This is a genomic window from Flavihumibacter fluminis (assembly GCF_021491375.1).
In the GTDB taxonomy this organism is placed as follows: Bacteria; Bacteroidota; Bacteroidia; order Chitinophagales; family Chitinophagaceae; genus Flavihumibacter; species Flavihumibacter fluminis.
Window position 1 is genome coordinate 804,673 of the sequence record NZ_JAKEVY010000001.1, and the last position, 22,540, is coordinate 827,212.

Below are 22,540 nucleotides of genomic sequence, written 5' to 3' on the forward strand. Positions count from 1 at the left end.
TAATGGACCTTTTTAAGTTAATTGGCATTGCATAATATCTCTGGAATCAGCCATCTTTTGAAATAACATTAAAATCCAGTCACTTCATTTTCCAGCAGGTACATATAGCCAAGCAAAGCGCCCCAATGGTAAAAATTATCGCTCCTGACTTGGACCTCTTCTGGCAATCTTCCTATCCCTGAGGCATGGTAATTTTCAAATACACCTTTCGATTCCTGCCAGTTCTTCAATAATAATGCATTTGATTTTTCAGCAAGAGAATGCGCCACTTCTTTGAAGGGATATTTTTTCAATCCCTGGTAAACAAGAAAATTCAAGGGTGCCCAGATTCTTCCTCTCCAGTAGTCCTGGTCCTTAAATGCTGCATCATTTCGGGCAATGGATGGCAACACCCATTCACCCCAGAATTCCTGTTCATTCAAAAGATGTTCATTGATCATTCGCCTGGCTTGCTCTTCTGTTGCTGCTCCGGCAATCAATGGAAAGAACAGGGTTGGTGATAAGCGATAGGACCATTCACCAGTATCGGTACGCTTATTCAGGAATAGCCCGAAATCATTGTTCCACAGTTTTTGCAGCGCTGCCTGGTATTTGCCGGCACGGGCCTCCAATTCCCTCACCTCTGCGGTCTTGTTTAATTCCCTGGCAATGGCTGCCAGGTACTTGCAATCAGCAATGAACAAACCCATCAACCCAACATCCGCCAGGGCCATCTGGCTGTTCTGTTTATTGAAAGGAACCTTATCGTACATGGGGGAATTATCAAGTCCGGATTCATAGGCCGCTCCCTGCCAACTATGGGCCGCATCATCAGGGGGAATCGCATTGGTTCCCCAACAAAGGAATCCATCCGTATCACGATTCTTAGGCCACCAACGGTTCCATTTCAGCAATTGGTCAAAGGTCAACTCCAGCAACCATTTATCCTTATACTTCTGGTACAACTCATACACCGCCATACTTCCCACAGGAGGCTGTGAACGGTCGGGAGAACCATACCTATGGGCTGATACATAATTGGGTACCATCCCCCATTGGTCAACGGTTTTGGTTACTTCCACCACATTAGCATAGGCAAGAGCCTTGTTATCAAAACCAGCCATCATACCGGATAAATAGGTATCCCAGTCAAACAATACGTAGTGCCCGCCAAAAAAACTGTTCCAGACCCTACTGACAGGGGCTATTACAGCATTACGCTGCTTATCATAGATCATGTTCCAGGCCAGCACAGATTGCTGTGCCAGGTAAGTCTCCTTCAGGTTTCCGAATTTGGCCAGGCCAGATTCAAAAGCAAGGCGCTGCTTTAATACCAATGCCCTGATCTGATCAAGTGTGCGGGGCTTTCCCACACTCACCCCAATCGGCTTATCGTGATAAAAAGCTAAATAAGGACTGCTTAATGGCAAATGATCCTCAATAGTTGGTGCGGAGGATTGAATCTGCCATGATTGATTTTCCACTTTGGCCACGATTCCTTTACCAGCATGTTGCACCACGCCCTTCATATTCCACAACATTCCAACTTCAATCACCAGGTGATGTTTGTACTGAGGTGTCCTTACAGGAGTTACAAGTATCACCATCCCATTCCCATCATGGGCCGTTTCCACTTTTGATTCTGCTCCTTCCCATAAAACAGTGCATTCTGTATAACTGCCATCATATGCATGATGACCGGGTACAATCTGTTCAGGTCTTGGATCTTTTTCTGAAATATAAGATTCCTGCAGGTATCTGTTACCCGATATTACATTGTTCTTAAATCCAATGTTAACAGCTAATCCCTCAGGCAACTTCACATGACTCAGGACACTTTTAGTATTCCAGGTATTCCATCCGGAAGCTAGTTGTGTCTGCAGTTGGCGATAGGGATGCAGAGAGTTTTGCTGCGCAAAAGCATCAGCGTAATCAATAAGGAATAATATCACCAGAATGCTAACAAATCTTGACAAAAAAAAGTGTTTACTTGTGATCTCATTCATAATTTGAACTTTGAAATGAAAGGAAAGGAAAGCCCTCCAGGAATGGAAGGCTCGGTAAGTATTAACTACTGCTCGCTAAATCAAATTTCTACTATTTAACAAGTTCTGAATTCCTGTATTTGAGCATCCTATTATACTATTCTGGCATTGCCATTGCTTTCGAAAACGCGATTAGTTTTTTTTATTTTTAAACAGTACAAGTGAGCTAAAAGGGTCAATAACCACTTTTTCCTGCAATGGCTCACCTTTAATAGAATAATGTTCCCCGGTAAGTAAAAATGATTTCGGATATCCCGAATCATTAACAAGAATTTTGGGTGCCATCCCTTTTGACCACTCTGTTCCAAAAGTAATTGCAGTACTTCCCTTATCGTTATCCATAATTGACTGCCACTGTTCGAATGAAAGATCTAGTCGTGTGGGTGCAGGAAATTGTTTAGTTGTGTAATAAAAACCCTGGGTGGATGTAAGGTTAACATATTGATTATTGCTGAATATTCCAGGCTTTAAATAAGGACCGATCCAGTTAGTTAAACTGAATAATTTCTGCTGAGGCGATAACCCCACTACCAGGTTATTATCTACCACCATACCATAGATCTTACCGAGGTTCGCCCACTCGGCCATTCCTAGTCCCTCCTTGCAATCGAATATGGTATTGTTGCGTATGGTATTATTGAAGGAAGCATCATTGTTAACGATACCGGAAGCGCCTGTTGCTATAACGGTATTGCCTTCCACCAGCATTTCAGATGAGTTGTTATCGAGGTAGATCCCAAATGCCAGGTTGGGATTATCAGGTGTAGCCTGGCTGTCACCAACACTGTACCGTACAATATTGTTCCTGAAAATACTATTATGGGTTACCCCCGGCCCTGCGGCAAAACAATAGAGGTTCGCTCCATCATTTAGGGTCAGGCTACAATGGTCTATGACATTGTATTCAACCAGGTTGTGGTGACCATCCACCCTTACCCCATTATAGCCACAACTATCTACACGATTATACCTTACTGTATTATGATGGGCAAAACTGGTATCGGTCTGGATCCTCCTCTCCACATTGTGAATGAGAATACCCGAAGCACCATTCACGCCAGTCCAGCCATGCCCCCGCGATAAACCGATCCTCGACAAGGTATTCCCTTCCACCTGAAGACCCATCGGTTCCAGCGCGGATATTCCCCGGCCAAGGATATCAACAAACTGATTCCTGCTGACTGAACAATTGGAAGAAGCACTATCCATCAATACCCCAACACCATGGATCTGATGAAAGCGATTGTCCTTTATTGTAACATGGGAAAGTTTCCAGGCCCCGCCAACGCCCGCTTTCTCATATTGCCTGAAATGGATCCCTTCTACTACCACATGCTTTACACCTTCATTTAACCATACACCGTAGGGATGTACCACTGCCTGAATATCCATACCAGCCGCAGTTAGACCCTCAGGGAACTGCACCAAAAGCTTTCCATCCTGCCAGCTCCATTCAAAAGCAGTATCCACCATGGAAGGTAATCCTTCGAGGAAGAAACCATACCCCTTCTGGAAATTATAGAGCGGTAACCGACCACCTTTCGTTCTATCCTGGAAACTCTTTTCGATCTGGTACCTGTTCTGCGGTCCTTGTATCAGCAAGCCTTTCTCATAGCGGGCAACCATCCTTGTCTCATATACCCAATCTATGGTTCTAATCCGAAGCAGCGCCCCATCCCAATACCCATCAGGCTCCTGAAGGGCAGCCGAAGCGATGGAGTCCTTACCATAACCTTTGTCAACTTTCAGGAATCCGCTATTGGGATAACGCGCATGGGTATACCTCAAGCCATTCACGAACAGGTCGAACACTTCCCTATCAAGCTTTGTTTCATAACGGTTATTACCAACCGTATTCAGGTTGGTTGCAGGTACCGACCCAGTAAAGACCGGGGCCTCACCGGTGCCATAAGCTGTGATGACGATTGGTTTTCCCATTTCTCCGGATTGATGCAGGTTAATGCCTCCTTCGAATACCGATCCCCTTTCAAAGAATAGGGTATCACCGGATTGCAGTCGTAAGCCTGTGAGCCGCTGCAAGCTTCGCCAGGCTGACCGGGGACTTTTTCCATTGGACCGGTCATTACCCGTTTCAGAAAAGTAAAAATTGCGAGCTAAAACAAAATGGTTGACCATTAATAGAAAAAACAAACAAGAAAATATTTTTCTCATATAAAACTTTTATTTGGAAGTAAGTAGATAAGTTTATCACCTCCTGCTAGAATGCCTTGATTATTCAGTGAACACTACTAAACAATCAATACATCGTTTACCATCAATTTTTTCTTTAGCATTCACGGAAAAACTGAAGTTTTCTAATACTCCATCACTATGCCAACATGCATGGAGAATGGAGACAGTTTTACCCTAATCAAATCTCCACTCCTCGAAAAAGATAATGGCTTATTATCTGGTATACTAAATACCTTCCGTATTTTCTCAGGAACCCTCACTTCAATAACAACATCACTGATCTTCGGAAAATCTTCAATAACGATCACTTCACCACGCTGTAATGGGGGACTATACAGCAAATGAGCTACATATCTATCCTGAATTGACTGCTTAAGGAAACTTACCCTTCCGGCACTTGGCAGATTCTTTATACTCAATGCAGGATGTTGATAGAGCAAGTCCAGAGCATTCTGGAAAAGTTGCCTGTGCACCCTGGCAGCATGGGAATAATACAACAGGTCAAGATCGTGGGAAAAATAGACCACATTTCCATGCCTTACCACCGCCGGATGATCAGACTCCACTAACCTATAGGGCGTTTCCCTATGACTGCTATAATGCGAATAGGTCCTACCGAAATAAGGTTCTACCACTCCTGCAAGCACATCAGCCTTTTCAGCCTTTATTTTTAACCCGGACTTATACGCCAAAAATGGAGAGCTTACCAAATGTTTGTTTACTCCCTTTTTTACTTTTATATAATCAAAAGAATAAGTCCCATCACTTACATATCTCACACCTGCATCAATAAGAAAAGAAGTCCGTGTAGAATCCATCAAACCCTTTCCGAAGGAAATCAATTTGCCGCCCTTGTTTACCCATTCATTGATCCTTTTTGCCTGATCATTCCCAAGCCTGGTTTGGCTCGGAATGACCAGCACTTCCAGGTCATCCAGATTTCCAGTATCGGCTACCACAAAATCATAATGCATCTCAAGCAACATATTCACAATTCCGCGATCAGCCTGTTCATTCATACTCAGCCAAAGGCCAAGCCTGGAATAGGGTTTCCCATTCAACCCATACTGTTCTATTTTCTCCACATACTTATACGCTTCACCAATATTGCGATAGGTATCCATATCCATTTTTCCTGAGGGATGCAGCTGGTCACCAAAATTGCAGGAAGCACCATTAGCGATCATTGCGGCGGCCTCGTACTTTATAGCATCCGGATGCTTAAATCCCCCGAACTCACCCCATGCCTTATGAAACTTCCCGCTCATAGCTACAACACTACTACCCTTTCCCAAGTGAAATTTCGCCTCCAATGGTAATTTATCGTAACCACCCCATGTGGTTGGGAGATCTTCTAACTCTTGTTGTGTATTCAGTTCATATAGCCTATTCGTGAATACCGCAGAGTTGTTCACATGAGGGGTTGCATTAAAAAAAACTGATGCATCAGGATGGTACTTTGCCACCAGGGACCTGATTTCAGCCATATGTTGCTTTGAAGCCCTGGCAACGCTTTGCTCAACAGCAGCGTGATTATTCATATCCACTCCTTCCATACTATACCTGTGTACACAGCTGTAGCAATAACAGCGAGGGAGGATATGATACATATCAAACCAGAATCCATCAACTTTATACCGTTGGCATAACTCTTCAACCTGCTTCAAGATGTGCTTATGATAATCGCCACCGGGCAACCAACACAAAGTGCGCCAGGAGTTAAATGGCTTGGAAGCCGAACCCGGGGCATTCATATCATAATTCTCCCCAATGAAGGAGCCATCCCTTTTTCGGGCGCACCATTCAGGGTGATCATTGGCATCATTGGTAGACCACCCTACAATGTAATAGATCGGTGCCTTTACACCTATCTCCTTACAAGCCTCCAACTGAGCCCCTAACAAATCAAATGATAGATTAGGATGCATTTTGCCAACCCTGGTCGGGTAATAGCTCCAACTATGGCAACACTTGGCAAATACATTGACCTGATTGACATTGGCCATCCTTAGAGCCTCCTGGAATTGTTTTTTATCAAATTGCTGACCTATGGCCGGGATATGTTCCGATGTATGAAAATCTAGATGTACCTGCCGGGATGGCGGATACGCATTACGCTCTTGAACAACTTGTGCGCCGACCATAGTCCAATCAAGAATAAGAAGGATGATCAGGTATCCCAATAACCTATTTCTCATTTTATCAATTGTTGGTTTTGCCCTGTAGATTGAATAATTCCAATGCAAACTGCCGGGCTACGGGGTTGTACTTTACCCTTCCATCCAACTGAACATGGTTGATCCTGAAAACGCCATTGCCAAGTTTCTTCTCGGCTGCAGCATTTGCATAATCATTGGCGCCGACCCACCCGGTTTGGCCAGTTGCAGCAAGGCTGGTCCAGCCCTTTATTACTGACATCTCACCCAGTATCGGGCTGAACACGCCCTTATTCCCATTGTACCAGAATTTGAAATCATCCGGCCTGAATCCTTTCATGGCAGCATGTTCAAGTGAAGGAGCAACAAAATAGTATTGCCCCATAGTAGTTTTGGAAACAGTAACACTATCACCGGCTATTTGAAAGCTGCCCGCCCCGGGCTGCAGCACCACGGCAGTCTTACCCTGTTTCACCAGGGAATCGATCTGGCCTTGAAGGTCATGATAAGCTGGAAGGTGATCAATCAACAACACGGATGCTTCCATCATATCTTCAGTTATGGATAGTTCCAGTTGTTCTGCAATGGAATGTGCCACCCCTTTCGCATTACCGGCGATCCATGCCTTTCCGGTCGGCTTTGAAGGTGCAGGAAAAACCTCTGCATCAAAATCTGTTTCATGAACGGGTAGTCCTTTATCGTACACCAACTGAAGCCTCAGCAATAGCGGCATGCGTTTACTGGTCTTTGGGGCAACCAACTGGATATAACCCTGGAAGCGGCTACGGTTAGCTAATATATTGGCAGGCGCCTGGCCAACGGACAGCACCTTTCCATTTTGCTCCCATTGGTAACGAAGGGTTGCCTGCTGCGGCACAGTATTCCTGTCGTTGGCGATCCAGGCTTCCACTGCAATGGTATCGCCACTGAAGAACTGGCGACGATCAGACCTGAGGCTAACAGCCAGCGGAGCTAACGCATGGGCATACTCGAAATAGGCAGGTTTTGGTTGCCGCTTCACATCCATGATGCTTTTCATCCATCCTGCAGGCCAGGCATCAATAAAAAGATGGATTGCAAAACTTACCAGGTCATTGTTCCGGCGAAAGGATTCGGTTGTCAGCCTGGTGATCTTTGCCTGGTGATCCTGGCTTACTCTAATCCAATCCTTAACACTATGCTGCCGGTTGAACCACATGTAATGGAACCTGTAGGATTGTGCCATACTGATCACATTGGGCGTCCAGTTTTTCTCCGCTTCCGCATTTTCAGGCAACCATTTTTTTGGGTAATACTCCCGCATAGTATTGTAAAAGTCAAGCCCTTCCGAACCAAACTCCCCACATGCATATAACCATCCTGGTTTCACCGGGAGCCAGTACCCTTTATACATTTCCCCCAATCCCAACCCATGGCCATTATACCATCCATTGTACACATGGTTATCCGGAAGTCCTGGCGATGGCGGATCATAATCACCATCCCCAGCCTTGATCACCCTGTCGGGATTAGCCAGTCGAACTGCCTCATCGGCAGCACGGAAGAATCCAGCGAACTCCTCGTATTCCGAAAAATGACGGTGGGGGTTACCTTCCCCATTTGGAAATCGTTCATTGATATAACTCACCATGATATTGGCCGGATGACTTCTTACCAGTCTTTCCAGTTCCTCCACCTGCCGGATACATTCAGCCCATTTATTTCTACGTAGCATACCAAACAAAGGCAGGTCCGACTGGGTCATCATGCCCAGCATATCACAGTAATCATACACTTCAGGCTGTACCGGGAACTGGGTCATCCTGATATAATTCATGTTGGCTATCTTGGCCAGCAGGATATCATCAACAAGTTGATCCCAGTCCTTTCTAATGACGCTCTGCATAAATGCACCCATGGTATTGGCTCCCCTGAGCCTGGTGAAAGCACCGTTGAGGTACATGGCACCCTTGGGATAGGAAACCGTATCCATGCGGAAGGAGCGAATTCCGAAATGCTGTTTCATGGCATCCACCACCCTGCCATTTAAATCAAGCAATTCTATCTGCAACTGATAGAGCCAGGGATGATCTGGATGCCATCGCTTACTACCGGGAATTATTATGCGAAATTTCAGGAAATTCATTCCCTTACCCATCTTCAATTCCTTTTTTTCCCAATCGGTAGGTTTCACAAGGTCACCTACACCCGGCACATGAACAGTAGCCGGTTTGTATAATGCCCCTGTGTAAATCGTGGCGGGAAAATTCTGGCCATAAAGGGAATGTCGGACAGTTAGTTCTTTGTTATCCAGCAATGTGTTGTTTATTTCCAGCCATATTTCCGCGGTATCAGAATCCGCAATGGGCCGAACAAAAATATCGTGTACATGGAGGGTAGCCCTTGCTTCAACTGCCACCTCCTGCCAAATGCCCATACCGGGCGGGCAATGGTGCCAACCCAGTTCAGGATCATCATAACCCAGGCCTGTTGCCGCATACACTTTGTCGCCATCCAGCTTACGCCCATCCTCACCAACATGCCCTAACATGGGATAATCATTTTCCACTTTCACCAGCAATGCATTCCTTCCAGCTTTGATATAGGCTGTCACCTCAAATTCAAAGGGCGCAAATGCACCTTCATGCGAACCAATATAGGCTCCATTCACAAAAACATGGGCCTTGTAATCCACCGCTTTAAAGGAAAGGAAAACGGCCCCTTTTTCAATCATGGAAGGGCTGACCACAAAATCAGTTTGGTAGTAGGTAGTGGCTTTACCCAAAGGTGGGCCATAATGGGGCACCTGAACCTTTTTCCACTCCCCTTTTCCTGACAGGACAGATGGAAAATCTTTTTGATCAGCAGGAGTCTCCTCCCGCCAGTTGAAATTTGTCAAAATAATTCTTTCCCTTTTCTCTTCCATAACAGGAGCTAGTTGGCGCAGGAAAGGTTCATATTGCTTACGAAAACTTTTCAACACCAATTTGAGTTCTTCAGGTGTATCCAACCGGTCCATTGGTGAAAATCCCTTTGCCCAGGCTTCTAAAATTGGCAGATGTATATCGGGTAATGGGCCAGGAATCCGTTCTTTTAATAACTGTGTTCGGGTTGCCGGAATCTTATTTCCAATTTCTGCAAAACGATCTGGTGATTGCGCATATAAACTAATGCCACTGAAAAAAGCAACTGCCAGTAACCAGCAATACTTTACCATTTCTATGAACTTGAATTAGAAAGGAGTTGTCTCAGAAAACATCCAAAGAGGTGAAATAAAGCCTTTCAATGGTTGAAAGGCTTTATAAGGAATTAGTTAACAATCAATATGTCCACCGGTTGGCGTGATAGCTCAGCTGCAACTGATGATTCGCCAATGTAGAGCCTGGTGCAGGAATTGTTCTGAGTCCTCGAGCCCAAACTGTGTAAACACTATTGGCATCAATGATTAGATCCCTTGCCGCACGGAGTACCGTACTGGTACCTGCTGCATTGATCTGGTAACGGTAATTACCAGGGTTTACTTCAACATAACCTCTTCTGTCTTTATACGAAATATTAGCAGCCACAACTTCGCCGGTTACCGCATTCACAATATCAATCGGACCCGCATCAATACTCAGATTCAGAAATAAAATCTTTGCTTTGCCGGAAGAAGGAAATGACAGATCATCCCTGATAAAGAAAGTATCTACCGCATAAATCGTTCCTACGGAAAACAAAGAGTAATAACTGTCCGCTTCAACTTGAAGGGACAAGTCTTTCACAGTTGCCCGGTCCAGCGATGGAGGGTTTGTTCCAGGTGAAAAACAGGTATCCAGTTTTAAATTCAATGTACCCGGATCAAAGGCCTTGTATCCATTCGTCCAGGGATATTGTATGGGGTGGTTATTAAAATTCAGTCCATTATAAACGGGATATATGCCCACTTCTCTTAGCGCTTCACCCGGAACAGTTGAGTTATTGACAGTTGCGTTGATAAAGACCAGCTTTGCCTTATCCCTCATCTCATCCATTCCAGCCGGATCATCTTTGGTGCAGGCGATAAAAAGCAACGAGAAAGACAATACCAATGACAATATTTTCAATGACTTTTTCATTCTTCTGATTTTTTGGATTAATACCCGGGGTTTTGTTCCAGTAGCGGATTATTGATCAGTTCGATCTGAGGGAAAGGGAACAACATTTTGCTTTGATTGAACTTTGTTCTCTTCTGATTGGTATTCAAAGCCTGGTTAGCGAAATCAAAACCATAGCGGCAAAGATCAAACCAGCGCTTGTTTTCCATAGCCAGTTCTTTTCTTCTTTCTGAACGAATGATTTCCCGGAAACTGTCCTGTGTCTGAACCGGGCTTATATCCTTGTCTGAAATCTCACTGAGTGGTAGTCCAAATGCTCTTCTCCTTAGCTGATTAATCAGTTCAACAGACAATGCATCAGGCCCTCCCAGTTCATTAGTAGCTTCAGCATAAATCAGGTATGCATCTGCCATTCTGTAGAGTACCACATTACCTGTAGAAGAGGAGGCTCTTCCAACCTCATAATACTTTCGCGTTAACCATCTTGAAACACCTCCATCACCAAGTACAAAATGAAAATTGTTAACTTTTCTGAGATCGCCTTCTTCATACATCTGGATAAGGCCTCCCGTAAATCCAGGTTCGTTGTCAGGTGATTCATTATCAGTTGGCCTGTACCTTCCCAGATTCACATTTCCACCCACTGCTTCTGAAAGTGGTCCCATGATATAACTGAGATTATGTCCCTGAGGAGCTGTTGAGTTGGCAGCAATGCCAGCATTACTGAATTGAATTTCAAAAAGAGATTCCGGGGTATTTTCATTTCCTCCGTTTATAGCGGGAAAACTCGCTGCATAACCGTTGTTGAGTCTAAACCCACCCGTATTTTGCAGCACCTGTTGTGCAGTTGCCTTCGCTTCTGTATATTTTTTCTGCGTGAGATATGCTTCCGCCAAAACTACCAGAGCTGTCCACCTGGTTACCCTGCCACGTTCATTTCCTGCACCACTTCCGTTATAGGATACAGGAAGTTTCTCCGCTGCTTCAAGCAGATCTGCCTCAATTTGCTGATATACTGCTTCTCTTGATGATCTGGGTAGATTAACTGCATCCGGACCTGTGATCGCTGTAATATGCAAAGGCACTCCTCCAAAAATCCTGACCAGGTTATAATAGGCAAATGCACGCATAAACAACGCCTCTCCAACAAATTGATCATTAAAGGAACTTCCCGTACCATTCCTTTGGAAAGCCAATGGAAAGTTGATTTCTGGTACCCGCTCAATGACCAGGTTAGAGCGATAGATAATCCGATAGAAATCATCCATGATCTGGAATGTAGTGGCATTATCAGGTACCAATTCAAAATAATCTATGAAATCATACAAACCTGCAGGTGCACTTACACTCATCACATCATCACTGGCCTGGTCAATACTCAACCAGGAATTGGAATTACGGATCAGGTTACCATTGCTCCATTGTGCATAGATACCATTCACCGCATTCATGGCACCATTAAAATCTGTAAATGTTGCATCAACGGTTTGCTGTCCGTAAGGTATGGGATTCAAAACTTTTTTGCACCCTGCAATCCCCATTGCTGTTACCAGAAAAAGGAAATATCCTATATTAGAAAACGTAGTTCTTTTCATGTCTCAATTTTTGGTATGATTAAAATGCAATGTTTGCACCGAAGATCACTGACCTTGCTTGTGGATAAGCGCCAACATCAAGACCATTGGTGGTAACATTTGAACCAAAACTGTTTACCTCAGGATCCCATCCTTTGTATTTTGTGAACACAAAGAAATTATTTGCCTGTGCGTACAATTTCATCCTGCTAAGCTTAACAAACTTGATTCTGCCAACAGGCAGCTCATAGCCAAGCGAGATGGTTCGGATTCGTAAAAAAGAACCATCCTGCAGATAAAACGGAATTGCCATAATGGGATTGTTATTCCTGGGAATTGGAACAGAAGTCTCCACGCCCGGATTGCTGGGCTGCCAGCGGTTATCATACACTTCTCTCCAAACATTACCCTCAAACGTAGTAGCATTCAGGAAAGGCTGGTTCCAGATTTTATTACCCACCTGGAATGGAGCAAATATTGCCATTGACCAGTTCCTGTAAGTAAAGGTATTGGTGATTCCGCCAAAATAATCCGGGAAAGGAGATCCTGACCAAACCCTGTCCTGGTCATCAATAACGCCATCCTTATTCTGATCAACCGGTATGAAATCACCAGGTCCAAACCAGGGTTGGTTGCTTATCCGGTAAGTCGGAGCAGTAGCAGCCTCTTGCCAGGTCTGGTATTGTCCTGCTGTTTGAACCAGGTAGAATGCACCAATTGGCTGACCAACTTCTGTGCGGTTGATGAATGAGTTGATACGCCATACAGAAACACCATTGATAAAGGGCTGACTACCCAGGCTGATCACTTCATTCTTATTCGTGGCGATATTGAAATCAAGGTTCCATGTAAAATTCTTTTTCTCAATGATATTAGTGTTCAATGCAAATTCAAATCCACTATTGCGGATCTCGCCAATATTCGTTATCAGAGAATTACCAACACCTGATATAACTGACATGGGAGCTGATGCCAATAAACCTTTTGTACGCTTATCGTAATAATCCATTGTAATATTGACTCTGCCATTGTACAGGCTCAGGTCTAAACCGATATCGAACTGGTTGTTACGTTCCCATTGGATGTCTTCATTCTGAAAACGGGTAGGAGCCAAACCAGGAGTATAAGAATTTCCAAATACAGCTGTAGTACCACCCATCAATGCGGCATAGAGGAAATTTCCAATTTCCTGATTACCGGTTGAACCATAACTTGCACGCAACTTCAGATCACTGATCACTTTACTATCCATCAGGAAATTTTCCTGAGATAATCTCCAGCCTAATGAGAAAGAGGGGAAGATTCCATACTGATTATTTGCACCAAATCTCGATGATCCATCTCTTCTGATGGTACCGGTGAACAGGTATTTTCCTTTATAAGCATAGTTAGTACGTACAAATTGGGAAACCAATCCCTGGTCCGACTGACCACCAGAAATCATTGAGAAAGTTGGGTTATTACTCAACTGGTCGAGAGAATTACTTACTGATCCGTTTGCAGCAGCTGCAAAAGTTTTCACCCGGATATTCTGAACAGAGAAACCTGCCACTGCATTTATGGTATGATCTCCCAGTCGCTTATCATAAGTAAGGGTTTGTTCAGTGATCCAGTTAAAAGTTTTAGGACTGCTTTCCAGTACCCTTAGGGGGGAATTGATATCAACACCTCTTACCCAGTAGGGATCAACCTGCCGAAGTTGCGTAAACAGGTAATCTACACCGAGTGATGTTCTGAATTTTAAACCACCGCCAAAATTATATTCACCAAACAGATTGGAGATGATGCGGTAGCGATCGGCTCTCCGGGTACGTTCTTTCAGGTTGGCAACAATGTTGGAGTTGCCAAAAAAACCGGCATTGATTACATTATTAGGACGACCGGCAAAATTACCCTGTGCATCATACACAGGCAGTAAAGGAGAGTTAACTGTCAGATAATTCAATTCACCCTGGAAGAACTCATCGGTTGCAACACCATTCTCCCACTGGTAACTCAGGTTGGTCCGGGTACCAAACTTTAATCTTTCGGTTGCCTTTACATCCAGGTTCACCCGCATGCCAGCCCTTTTGGAATAGGTATTCAGTACAATACCCTGCTGATCCATATAATCACCACCGATTGAATAGGTAATCTTATCGCTACCACCTGTTACACTAAGGTTGTAGTTAGCGATGGGAGCATTCCTGAATACTTCATCCTGCCAGTCGGTACCTTTTGGATACAGGTAGGGATTCACTGACCAGACATCAAATACTTCATTTCCCGCAGAACCCCGATTGCGACGATGCTCATAGAGGATTGCCGCCCTTTCTCTTGCATTGAGTACTGGTATCTTTTCGCGGAGCGATTGAATGCCATAGGAAACATTGAGACCTACTTGTGGCTTTCCTGACTTTCCTGACTTAGTAGTAATCAGTACCACCCCATTAGCAGCCCTTGAACCATAAATGGCAGTAGCTGATGCATCTTTCAGTACTTCAATAGATTCAATATCATTTGGACTGATTGTATTCAGGGGACTGGCACCATTGGAAGCAGCACCACCGCTTGAACCTTCATTTCCAACACTCAAACTGTTAATACCTTCTACAAAAAGCAAGGGCACTCCATCAACTACATACAGTGGCTGGTTCGCTCCACCACCTGCTGTAGAGTTTACACCACGTACACGAACCTGAACCGCTCCACCAGGGGCACCACTGGTTTGCATAACCTGAACACCGGCTACCCGTCCCTGAATCGCCTGGTCTGGACTATTTACAGGCGTGGAACGGATGGCTTCTCCACCGATTCTGCTTACTGAACCAGTTACATCCCGCTTGCGCTGGGTACCATAACCTACTACAAGCACATCCTGAAGGTCTCGTACATCAGCCTTTAGCACTACACTGACCACTGAGTTATTGGATGGAACAGACAGTTCATACAATTTGTATCCTACGGAAGTGATCAACAATACCACAGATTCTGATCCTGCATTAATACTGAAATTTCCATTTCCATCGGTAGCAACCGAAATACTTTCACCCTTTACTGTTACAGTTGCTCCGGATACCGGCTCACCTTTATCATTTATAACCCTTCCTGTAATGATTCTTTTGATCGTTTCCACCCCGCCAAATGCATCCGGGGATATTGCTGAATTAAATAAATTGATTGAAATCTCTTTCAATGGAAAAAGGATCACTTGCTCATTTACTATTTTGTAACCGATGCCATAACCGGAAAGGAATTCATTCAGGAATTCACCCACTTTTTTCTCAATGGCAGTATAACTAACCAAACGGTTACTTTTTATAGCACTGGAACTGTACGAAAATTTAATAGTGGTTTGCCTGCTCACAGAGCGAAGCAGATCTTCAATTTGTATTTTAGATGCCTTAACCGTAAACTTTTTATCCAACAGGCCCTGACTATTGGCTTCTTTTGCATAAAGCCCGCCAACAAACAATATTGTCAAAGCCATTTGGGCTATCGTTAGTCTCATAGCAATCGTTAAAAGCAATACAACGTGTTGCTTATATTTCATAACTTTAATTGATTTTGTTCTGAAATTGGAAGGACAAAAATTGCAGCTTCTTACCGGAAGCTGTTCCTGAGCCGGATAGTGCACCACCACTTACCGGCTCTTTTTTTATTTTATGGAGGTTTTAAGTACTTTCTCATATAGCAGCGTTTTTAATTATTGGTTTGATTGATACATCCATTCCCTTTGACCAGTACCCTTGTCCCAATTACCTCATAAGAGGCATTAATTGTCAGACAGATAATTTTCAAGCTGGTAAAAAAATCCTGATTGTTCAAATCCCCGGTAAACAGGCAATTGTTGAGGTTTTCATTTTCCACCAACACTTCAATGCCAAAAGTTTCAGCCAGTTTTACAAGTACCTGATCAATGCTACTCTGCTCAAATTGTAAACTGCCGGCTGCGATTTCCTTAAAATTTCCAGGTGCTACATGCTCTTTCAGTGCCAGGGGCAACTCAACCAGCGAAGTCTCAAATCGTCTTGAATTTTCCGAGTAAACTGCCTTTTGGTTGGGTGTTACTATAACCACGGCCAGTTTTGAGGAATCCATCGTAATAGAGGCATTTTCCATTACCTGAACCTTTCCGGTTTTCACAATCACTGAAACATTATTTTGATTGGGGTCTGAAATAATATCGAATGAAGTGCCCAGTACCTTTGTCACTACCTGCCTGTTATAGACGTAAAATGGTAGCAAAGGATTTTTAGTCACATCAAAGGAAGCATTACCTGTCAAATGGGTTTTTCTTCCTGATTTTCCAAAGGACTGATCATAACGGATGATTGCCCCCGGTTGTAAGGTAACAATTGAACCATCCGGCAAGGAAAGAGTCAATGGCTGCTGGCCGGTATTTTTCTTTGCCAGGTAATTTTGATTAAGTACACTGGAAATTGATTCCCCATCCGAATTTTTATTTATCAGACGGGTGAGAACGGGAACCATACCAATCAGTAAAATTATGGCTGCGGCGGCCACCCAAACCCAACGCTTCTGGTAAGATTTCTTGCCTGGCAGCAACTCAACTACTTTCTTTTCGGACTGAAGGATATTACGCATGATATCCTGTGCAATATGAGGAGGAAGATCTGTTCCTTTAAGCGGCTCAGCCTGCAAATCGGCCATAACTTTTGCAGCGAGTAAGGACTGTTCATCCTGTCCCGCCAGGTAATTCAGGAATTCGTCCAATTCCAAATCAGTTATCCTGTTGGACTTGTAGCGTTCCAATAAGAAAGCAAGTCGTTCGTTATTCATTCGTGATGAGTGTAAAGCAGGAAATAGAAATCCTACTATTATTTACACAATCGAACAACCAGAAAGGAGTACATCAGGGTTAAAAAAATAGAAAAAAAACTGAAATGCCTTTTGACTGCAGAGAAATCCTGATTTGGCGAAGTGCTCTTCCCATATGGGTTTTTATGGTTAAGGGTGAAATCCCAAGCTGCTCACCCGCTTGCGCATAAGATAAGCGCTGTACCCTAACTAACTGATAAACCTGCCGTTGTGTATCAGACAATTCATTCAGTACCTCTTGAAATACCTGCTGATAATACGATTTATCCAAATCCTGAAATACCTGGGGTTCAATTTCTTCTACCTCTTCTCCAGCTTTTCGCTGCAATGCTTTCCAATGGTTCGCTACCTTTTTCAACTGGTTGATAATCTGGTTACGGGCCACTGTAAACAACCAACCCTCCAAAGGCTGATTGTTTTTAATATTCTCCCGCTCAAACCAAAGTTTCATAAAAACATCCTGCACCACATCTTGTGCCAGTGCGGGACTCTTGAGGTATTCAATACCAACTCTGTATATCCTGCCCCGATACCGGTCAAACAATAATTGGAAAGCATATTCACTGCCTCCGTTGAGCAGGGCTATCAATTGATAGTCCTGGTATTTTTCAGCATCAAACAGCAAGCGTTCCATCGTTGGCGAGATTCAATTATGGTCAATTCAACAGTTTTCTAAGTATAAAGTTGAGATGATAAATGTATTCAACGTTTGCCAAACTAAGCATATCATTACACTATTTTGTCAAGCAATCAGGCATTAGCCATCGCCCTATCAAGGTGTACATAGCCCCCATCCACATGTATTAACTGGCCAGTGGTATGGCTGGATAAGGAAGATAACAGGAATACAACCATATTGGCTATCTCTTCAGCCGTAGTAAACCGGTGTTCAAAAGGAATCTTTGAAGTGATCTCCTTCAGTTTCTCTTCGGGATTGGGGAGGGCCCTGATCCAGTTCTCATACAACGGGGTATAACATTCTGCCACCACCACAGCATTTACCCGGATAGCATATTTAGCCAGTTCCACTGCCCATTCCCGCGTAAGCGCATTTCTTCCGCCATTGGAAGCCGCATATGCAGATGTGTTACCCTGACCGGTCTCTGCAGTTTTCGAAGTTATATTTACGATACTGCCTTTTGATTTTTTCAATTCCGGAAGCACATGATGAGCCATCAGGTAATAATGTACCAGATTTTTATGAAGGCTTTCTATAAAACGATTGTAATCACCTGATTCCAACCCCACTCCATCATTCACACCGGCATTATTTACCAGGCCATCAATTCGTCCGAATTGCCGGATAATCTTTTGTACAGCTACAGCGCAGGCCTCAGGCTCCGATAGCTCGGCTACCACTTGCCCAACTTTGCCCCCTTTTGCTACAATGATTTCTACTGCCTTCTGATTATCAACTTCATTTCGTCCGATAATAACGGGAATTGCACCTTCTTTTGCCAATACCTCCACAATCCCAAAGCCAATACCTTTTGCACCACCGGTTACAATAATAATTTTATCCTGTAAGTGAAAATTCATAACTGACTGTATTTATGACTGATTTTCGATTACAATGAAACACCCCGCTTCCAGGGAATGAAATCATCCTGGTTGAGCAGTACTGCTTTCGGCAGCACTTCACCACTGGCTGCCTTAATCACATATTCGAGAATCTCTTCGCCCACTTCTTCAATACTTTTTTCACCTTCAATGATAGAACCGGCATCAATGTCGATTATATCTGCCATTTTTCTAGCCAATTTGGTGTTGGTAGAAATTTTAATGATCGGGCAAACCGGATTACCAGTTGGTGTTCCTAGGCCTGTAGTAAATAAAATTAAGGTAGCCCCACTGGCGGCTTTTCCGGTAGTGGCCTCAACATCGTTACCAGGTGTGCATACCAGGCTGAGTCCGGGCCTGGTTGCAGGCTCCGTATAATCCAGTACATTCACGACGGGAGAAGTACCCCCTTTTTTACAGGCACCGGCACTCTTGATGGCATCGGTAATTAAGCCATCTTTAATATTTCCGGGGGAAGGATTCATGTGAAACCCCGAACCTGCACGTTGAGCCAGCTTGCTATAATCAGTCATTAAACTGATAAACTTATTTGCGGTAGGTTCATCTACAGATCGGTCGATCAGTTCCTGTTCGGCTCCGCACAACTCGGGAAACTCCGCGAGTAAAACACTGCCACCCAATGCCACCAGCAGATCCGAACAATGTCCCACTGCCGGGTTTGCAGAAATTCCACTGAAACCATCACTACCACCACATTTTACGCCTATACACAAGGCACTCAAAGGGGCCTCTTGCCGTTCGGTTTTATTGGCTTCTATCAAGTGCAGAAAAGTCTTTCTGATAGCTTCCCTAACCAGTTCCGGCTCACTTTTACTTTCCTGCTGTTCAAATATCAGTAATGGTTTGTCAAAGCCGGGGTTACGCTCATTCAGGTATTGTAGCATATCAGATACCTGCAAATTCTGGCAACCCAGGCTAAGAACAGTAATTCCGGCTACATTGGGATGATCACAATAGGCAGCCAGCAGCCTTCCCAGGGTTTCAGCATCCTGCCGTGTACCACCGCAACCTCCTGCATGATTCAGGAACTTAATCCCATCAATATTACTAAATAACCGGCTGCTTTTTGATGGTCCAAGATCAATAAAGTCCTCCCTTGAATCCAGCTCTTTTCCGCTCCGATAGGCATTTACAAGATGTCGTGTGAATGATTTATATTGTTCCGTTACTGAGTATCCCAACTCGTTGTGCAGCGCTTCACGAATTACATCAAGGTTACGGTTTTCGCAAAAAACTGTTGGAATAAATAACCAGTAATTAGCTGTTCCATATCGTCCGTCACTTCGCCTGTAACCTTTAAATGTTCTTCCCCTGTATTTGCTGACATCGGGCGGTGTCCATTGAAATTTTCTGTTTCGATACAGATAGGGATCAGCCGCATGTCTTGTATTTGATACAGTCATCAGGCTTCCAGCTGATAGATCCAATTGAACAGTTCCTACGGTAACACCATACATGATTACCTTTTCACCAATCTTCATAGATTTGGTAAATACTTTATGTTTGGCAGGAATAGTATCCAAAAGTTCTATTCGCTCGCCATCACAATGAATAGATTCGCCTTTATTTAAATTAACTAATGCAACTAAAACATTATCCGATTTATGAATTTTTATGACTTTCTGATGCATGATTAAGAAGCTGTTTTTTGTATATTTTATATCATGTTCAGTCAAAATTAAAATAGCTACTATCGAGATGTTTTTGTTTTTTTAGCCCATTGTTAAACTATTCTGGCAAATAATTATCAATCCCAGGTCACCTTAAACAACAGGTCAGATGAACCCCAAATTGCTGAAAGTAGTACCCAAAATCAATCATTCATTCAGTGTTAGAAGAGATGTAGTTCCCTACTTTTATAATCACTGGCATTTTCATCCTGAATTGGAATTGCTATTGGTCGAGAAAGGGTCTGGCATTCAATTTATTGGCGACAGTATACTTTCCTTTAAAAAAGGCGATCTGATTTTAGTTGGAAGTAATCTGCCGCACTACTGGCGTTGCGATGATGCACATTTCGAAGCCGGATCCAAATTAAAAGCTATTGCACTGGTTGCACATTTCAGGGAAGAGTTTTGGGGTCAGGATTTCCTGGAACTTCCGGAAAATAAAAAAATAAAAGATCTATTTCTAAGAGCCAAAAGAGGCCTACAGATAACCGGTAAAACAAAAACCAGCGTTTCATTCCTATTGAAAGAATTGCTGGATTCGGAAGGCTCTGAAAGAATTGTCCTATTGCTTCAGGTACTAAACGAAATCGCTAAATCGAAATCCGTTAAATTACTTTCGACCCAAGGCTTTCAACCTGCTCACCTTGAGGGAAAGGAAACAGAAAAAATCAATCAGATATTTAAATATTCACTTGATCACTTTAAAAACAAAATCACTTTAAATGATGTGGCCGCTAACGCGAATATTAGTCCCAATTCGTTTTGCCGCTATTTTAAGCAACACACAAGAAAGACTTATAACCGATTTTTGCAGGAATTAAGAGTTGGTCATGCCAGCAAACTATTGATTGAAAATAAATTGAATATTACCCAGATCTGCTACGAAAGTGGATTCAACAATATCACTAATTTTTACAAGGCATTCAAAAAGATAACAGGAAAAACACCCTTAAGTTTCCAAAAAGCATTCATTAGTTTTGATGAGCAAGAATGAAAAAAACTTATTCCTATTTTTATAATGGTTTAAATATTCCGTCCGGTTGAACAGAAATAAAGTACGCCTGTTTTTCAACATTGAAAGAATAGCACTGGAACAAGAATATCTTTCTAATAGCCTCCAGCCTTTCCATTGGAAATATTTTAGCTTCTATTCGCTTTATCTCCTCCTCTACCAGATAATCCTTCATGGTCTGCTTTATAGTAATCTTATAACCAAGGAATGGATTCTTATCTATCCACTGATTTACAATAGCTGTATTAATAACCTTCTTTAAGTTCTTGAGATATTTAGCGGTTGTATTGTGATTACAATTCCTGACAGTTTTCAGATAATGTTCAAAATCCTGTAAGAACTTAACAGACAGTTCAGATAATAAAAAATCTGTTCTCTGGTAATTATCAGAAAGAAACACAGTAAGAAGATTGGTAAGAGTTTGATAGCGGATTACAGTAGCTGGAGCATAATCTTTTCCTACCAGTGATTTCAGGTATTTGTTGTGGGAAACGATAGCTTCCATTAGTGTCCTTTGAGAAGCTTCTTGTTCACCCTGCATTCTTTTCTTGAAAGTTTCAGCAGTGTAGGATACTCTGGATTTTAAAAGGTCTCTATAAGTTTCATTGAATTTATCCCGGAGAATTTCTAGTGTTTCATTATAAATCTCAGAATCTGGATGTTTGGAAAGGACTTTTTGAGCCTGAGAGTTCCAAAACTTTTCAGGAATTTTTACTCCAGTATTAATTTCTGATCTGGAGTCTCCGACCTGAATTCTCATGAAAATTGGGGAGTTCCCTTTTTTGTCTGTCTTGGATCGGCAAATCCAAAGTAGGTAGGTGGTTTTCAGTACCATCTTTTTTAAGTTTTTGAGTTAAAAAATTTGGTCACCTGAAAGCGAAATTTGGTCACCTGATTTGGTCACCAAAAAAGAAAAAGGTAACCGTTTTGGTCACCTATTTTCTTGCATAAAACATTGATAATCAATTACTTAAGTGGAGCTGGGGGGAGTCGAACCCCCGTCCAAACATATTCGCCGAAAGCTTTCTACATGTTTAGTTGCTTATTAATTGTCGGGAAAGAGCAGGAAAACAACAAACCAATTCTCTCCTTAGCTGGATGGTCTTAAGTTCAACGCACAGCCTGGTTGAACAGCAACCTGTATTTAGTTTTGAGTCGGCGGCGGAGCTTGGTAACAGATCAACCTGCTCAACGCGGCCCTAATGACTACTTAATCACTGATTAGGCAGCCATGGCATACTGTGTATTGCCATTTGAAGTTCGGGTATTCAGATTTACGTGCTAATTATCCAACGCACGACATGCTTACACTCTCAAAGAACTACGCTGTCGAAACCAGTACAGCCCCAATGGAATTGAGAAGTATGAATTTTGAATTATGAATTGAGGAACTCCTACTTCTAACTTCTTACTTCTAACTTCACAATTTCAAAGATACAGATTTATCCTAGTTT

13 protein-coding genes and 1 other RNA gene are annotated in these 22,540 nt (G+C 43.1%); 1 reads left to right on the top strand and 13 read right to left on the bottom strand.

Going from position 1 to position 22,540, the window contains the following annotated elements; translation table 11 throughout:
• Window positions 1-68 precede the first annotated feature (68 nt).
• The 11 genes from L0U88_RS03575 to L0U88_RS03625 all read right to left on the bottom strand — a co-directional run bounded on the left by L0U88_RS03575 (window position 69) and on the right by L0U88_RS03625 (window position 20,035).
• The gene (locus tag L0U88_RS03575) at window positions 69-1,955 is read right to left on the bottom strand and encodes an alpha,alpha-trehalase (RefSeq protein ID WP_234864236.1); all 1,887 of its coding nucleotides are present in this window, start codon (window positions 1,953-1,955) and stop codon (window positions 69-71) included.
• Between the two features lie 201 nt (window positions 1,956-2,156).
• Window positions 2,157-4,196: a right-handed parallel beta-helix repeat-containing protein gene (locus tag L0U88_RS03580; RefSeq protein WP_234864237.1), complete on the bottom strand. Its 2,040-nt coding sequence runs from the start codon at window positions 4,194-4,196 to the stop codon at window positions 2,157-2,159.
• 143 nt (window positions 4,197-4,339) lie between these two features.
• On the bottom strand, window positions 4,340-6,415 hold the full coding sequence (locus L0U88_RS03585; RefSeq protein WP_234864238.1) for an alpha-amylase family protein: 2,076 nt from the start codon (window positions 6,413-6,415) through the stop codon (window positions 4,340-4,342).
• A 4-nt stretch (window positions 6,416-6,419) separates the two neighbouring features.
• Window positions 6,420-9,569: a glycoside hydrolase family 2 protein gene (locus L0U88_RS03590; RefSeq protein WP_234864239.1), complete on the bottom strand. Its 3,150-nt coding sequence runs from the start codon at window positions 9,567-9,569 to the stop codon at window positions 6,420-6,422.
• A 103-nt stretch (window positions 9,570-9,672) separates the two neighbouring features.
• The gene (locus L0U88_RS03595; RefSeq protein ID WP_234864240.1) at window positions 9,673-10,449 is read right to left on the bottom strand and encodes a DUF4397 domain-containing protein; all 777 of its coding nucleotides are present in this window, start codon (window positions 10,447-10,449) and stop codon (window positions 9,673-9,675) included.
• Window positions 10,450-10,466: 17 nt separating this feature from the next.
• The gene (locus tag L0U88_RS03600) at window positions 10,467-12,023 is read right to left on the bottom strand and encodes a RagB/SusD family nutrient uptake outer membrane protein (protein ID WP_234864241.1); all 1,557 of its coding nucleotides are present in this window, start codon (window positions 12,021-12,023) and stop codon (window positions 10,467-10,469) included.
• 19 nt (window positions 12,024-12,042) lie between these two features.
• Complete coding sequence (locus L0U88_RS03605) at window positions 12,043-15,471, bottom strand: SusC/RagA family TonB-linked outer membrane protein (protein WP_234864242.1); 3,429 nt, start codon at window positions 15,469-15,471, stop codon at window positions 12,043-12,045.
• A gap of 212 nt (window positions 15,472-15,683) precedes the next feature.
• Window positions 15,684-16,784 (bottom strand): FecR family protein, encoded by a 1,101-nt coding sequence (locus L0U88_RS03610; RefSeq protein WP_234864243.1) that lies wholly within the window; start codon window positions 16,782-16,784, stop codon window positions 15,684-15,686.
• 79 nt (window positions 16,785-16,863) lie between these two features.
• On the bottom strand, window positions 16,864-17,457 hold the full coding sequence (locus L0U88_RS03615) for an RNA polymerase sigma factor (RefSeq protein ID WP_234864244.1): 594 nt from the start codon (window positions 17,455-17,457) through the stop codon (window positions 16,864-16,866).
• Between the two features lie 116 nt (window positions 17,458-17,573).
• Entirely contained in the window at window positions 17,574-18,362 is a 789-nt protein-coding gene (locus L0U88_RS03620; protein WP_234864245.1) for an L-fucose dehydrogenase, read from the bottom strand.
• Window positions 18,363-18,391: 29 nt separating this feature from the next.
• The gene (locus L0U88_RS03625) at window positions 18,392-20,035 is read right to left on the bottom strand and encodes a UxaA family hydrolase (RefSeq protein ID WP_234864246.1); all 1,644 of its coding nucleotides are present in this window, start codon (window positions 20,033-20,035) and stop codon (window positions 18,392-18,394) included.
• A gap of 148 nt (window positions 20,036-20,183) precedes the next feature.
• Here L0U88_RS03625 and L0U88_RS03630 point away from each other — a divergent pair, with 148 nt between their 5' ends.
• Window positions 20,184-21,068 carry an AraC family transcriptional regulator gene (locus tag L0U88_RS03630; protein ID WP_234864247.1) on the top strand — a complete coding sequence of 295 codons (885 nt, stop codon included), beginning with the start codon at window positions 20,184-20,186 and terminating at the stop codon, window positions 21,066-21,068.
• 19 nt (window positions 21,069-21,087) lie between these two features.
• Here L0U88_RS03630 and L0U88_RS03635 read toward each other — a convergent pair whose 3' ends face one another.
• The gene (locus tag L0U88_RS03635) at window positions 21,088-21,921 is read right to left on the bottom strand and encodes a phage integrase SAM-like domain and Arm DNA-binding domain-containing protein (RefSeq protein WP_234864248.1); all 834 of its coding nucleotides are present in this window, start codon (window positions 21,919-21,921) and stop codon (window positions 21,088-21,090) included.
• Between the two features lie 137 nt (window positions 21,922-22,058).
• Window positions 22,059-22,434: a transfer-messenger RNA gene (gene ssrA / locus L0U88_RS03640) on the bottom strand.
• Between the last annotated feature and the right edge of the window lie 106 nt (window positions 22,435-22,540).

Excerpts from the sequence above, each read along its gene's own strand:
- L0U88_RS03580 (WP_234864237.1), bottom strand. The coding sequence starts at position 4,196 with ATGAGAAAAATATTTTCTTGTTTGTTTTTTCTATTAATGGTCAACCAT.
- L0U88_RS03585 (WP_234864238.1), bottom strand. The coding sequence starts at position 6,415 with ATGAGAAATAGGTTATTGGGATACCTGATCATCCTTCTTATTCTTGAT.
- L0U88_RS03590 (WP_234864239.1), bottom strand. The coding sequence starts at position 9,569 with ATGGTAAAGTATTGCTGGTTACTGGCAGTTGCTTTTTTCAGTGGCATT.
- L0U88_RS03595 (WP_234864240.1), bottom strand. The coding sequence starts at position 10,449 with ATGAAAAAGTCATTGAAAATATTGTCATTGGTATTGTCTTTCTCGTTG.
- L0U88_RS03600 (WP_234864241.1), bottom strand. The coding sequence starts at position 12,023 with ATGAAAAGAACTACGTTTTCTAATATAGGATATTTCCTTTTTCTGGTA.
- L0U88_RS03605 (WP_234864242.1), bottom strand. The coding sequence starts at position 15,471 with ATGGCTTTGACAATATTGTTTGTTGGCGGGCTTTATGCAAAAGAAGCC.
- L0U88_RS03610 (WP_234864243.1), bottom strand. The coding sequence starts at position 16,784 with ATGAATAACGAACGACTTGCTTTCTTATTGGAACGCTACAAGTCCAAC.
- L0U88_RS03615 (WP_234864244.1), bottom strand. The coding sequence starts at position 17,457 with ATGGAACGCTTGCTGTTTGATGCTGAAAAATACCAGGACTATCAATTG.
- L0U88_RS03620 (WP_234864245.1), bottom strand. The coding sequence starts at position 18,362 with ATGAATTTTCACTTACAGGATAAAATTATTATTGTAACCGGTGGTGCA.
- L0U88_RS03625 (WP_234864246.1), bottom strand. The coding sequence starts at position 20,035 with ATGCATCAGAAAGTCATAAAAATTCATAAATCGGATAATGTTTTAGTT.
- L0U88_RS03630 (WP_234864247.1), top strand. The coding sequence starts at position 20,184 with ATGAACCCCAAATTGCTGAAAGTAGTACCCAAAATCAATCATTCATTC.
- L0U88_RS03635 (WP_234864248.1), bottom strand. The coding sequence starts at position 21,921 with ATGGTACTGAAAACCACCTACCTACTTTGGATTTGCCGATCCAAGACA.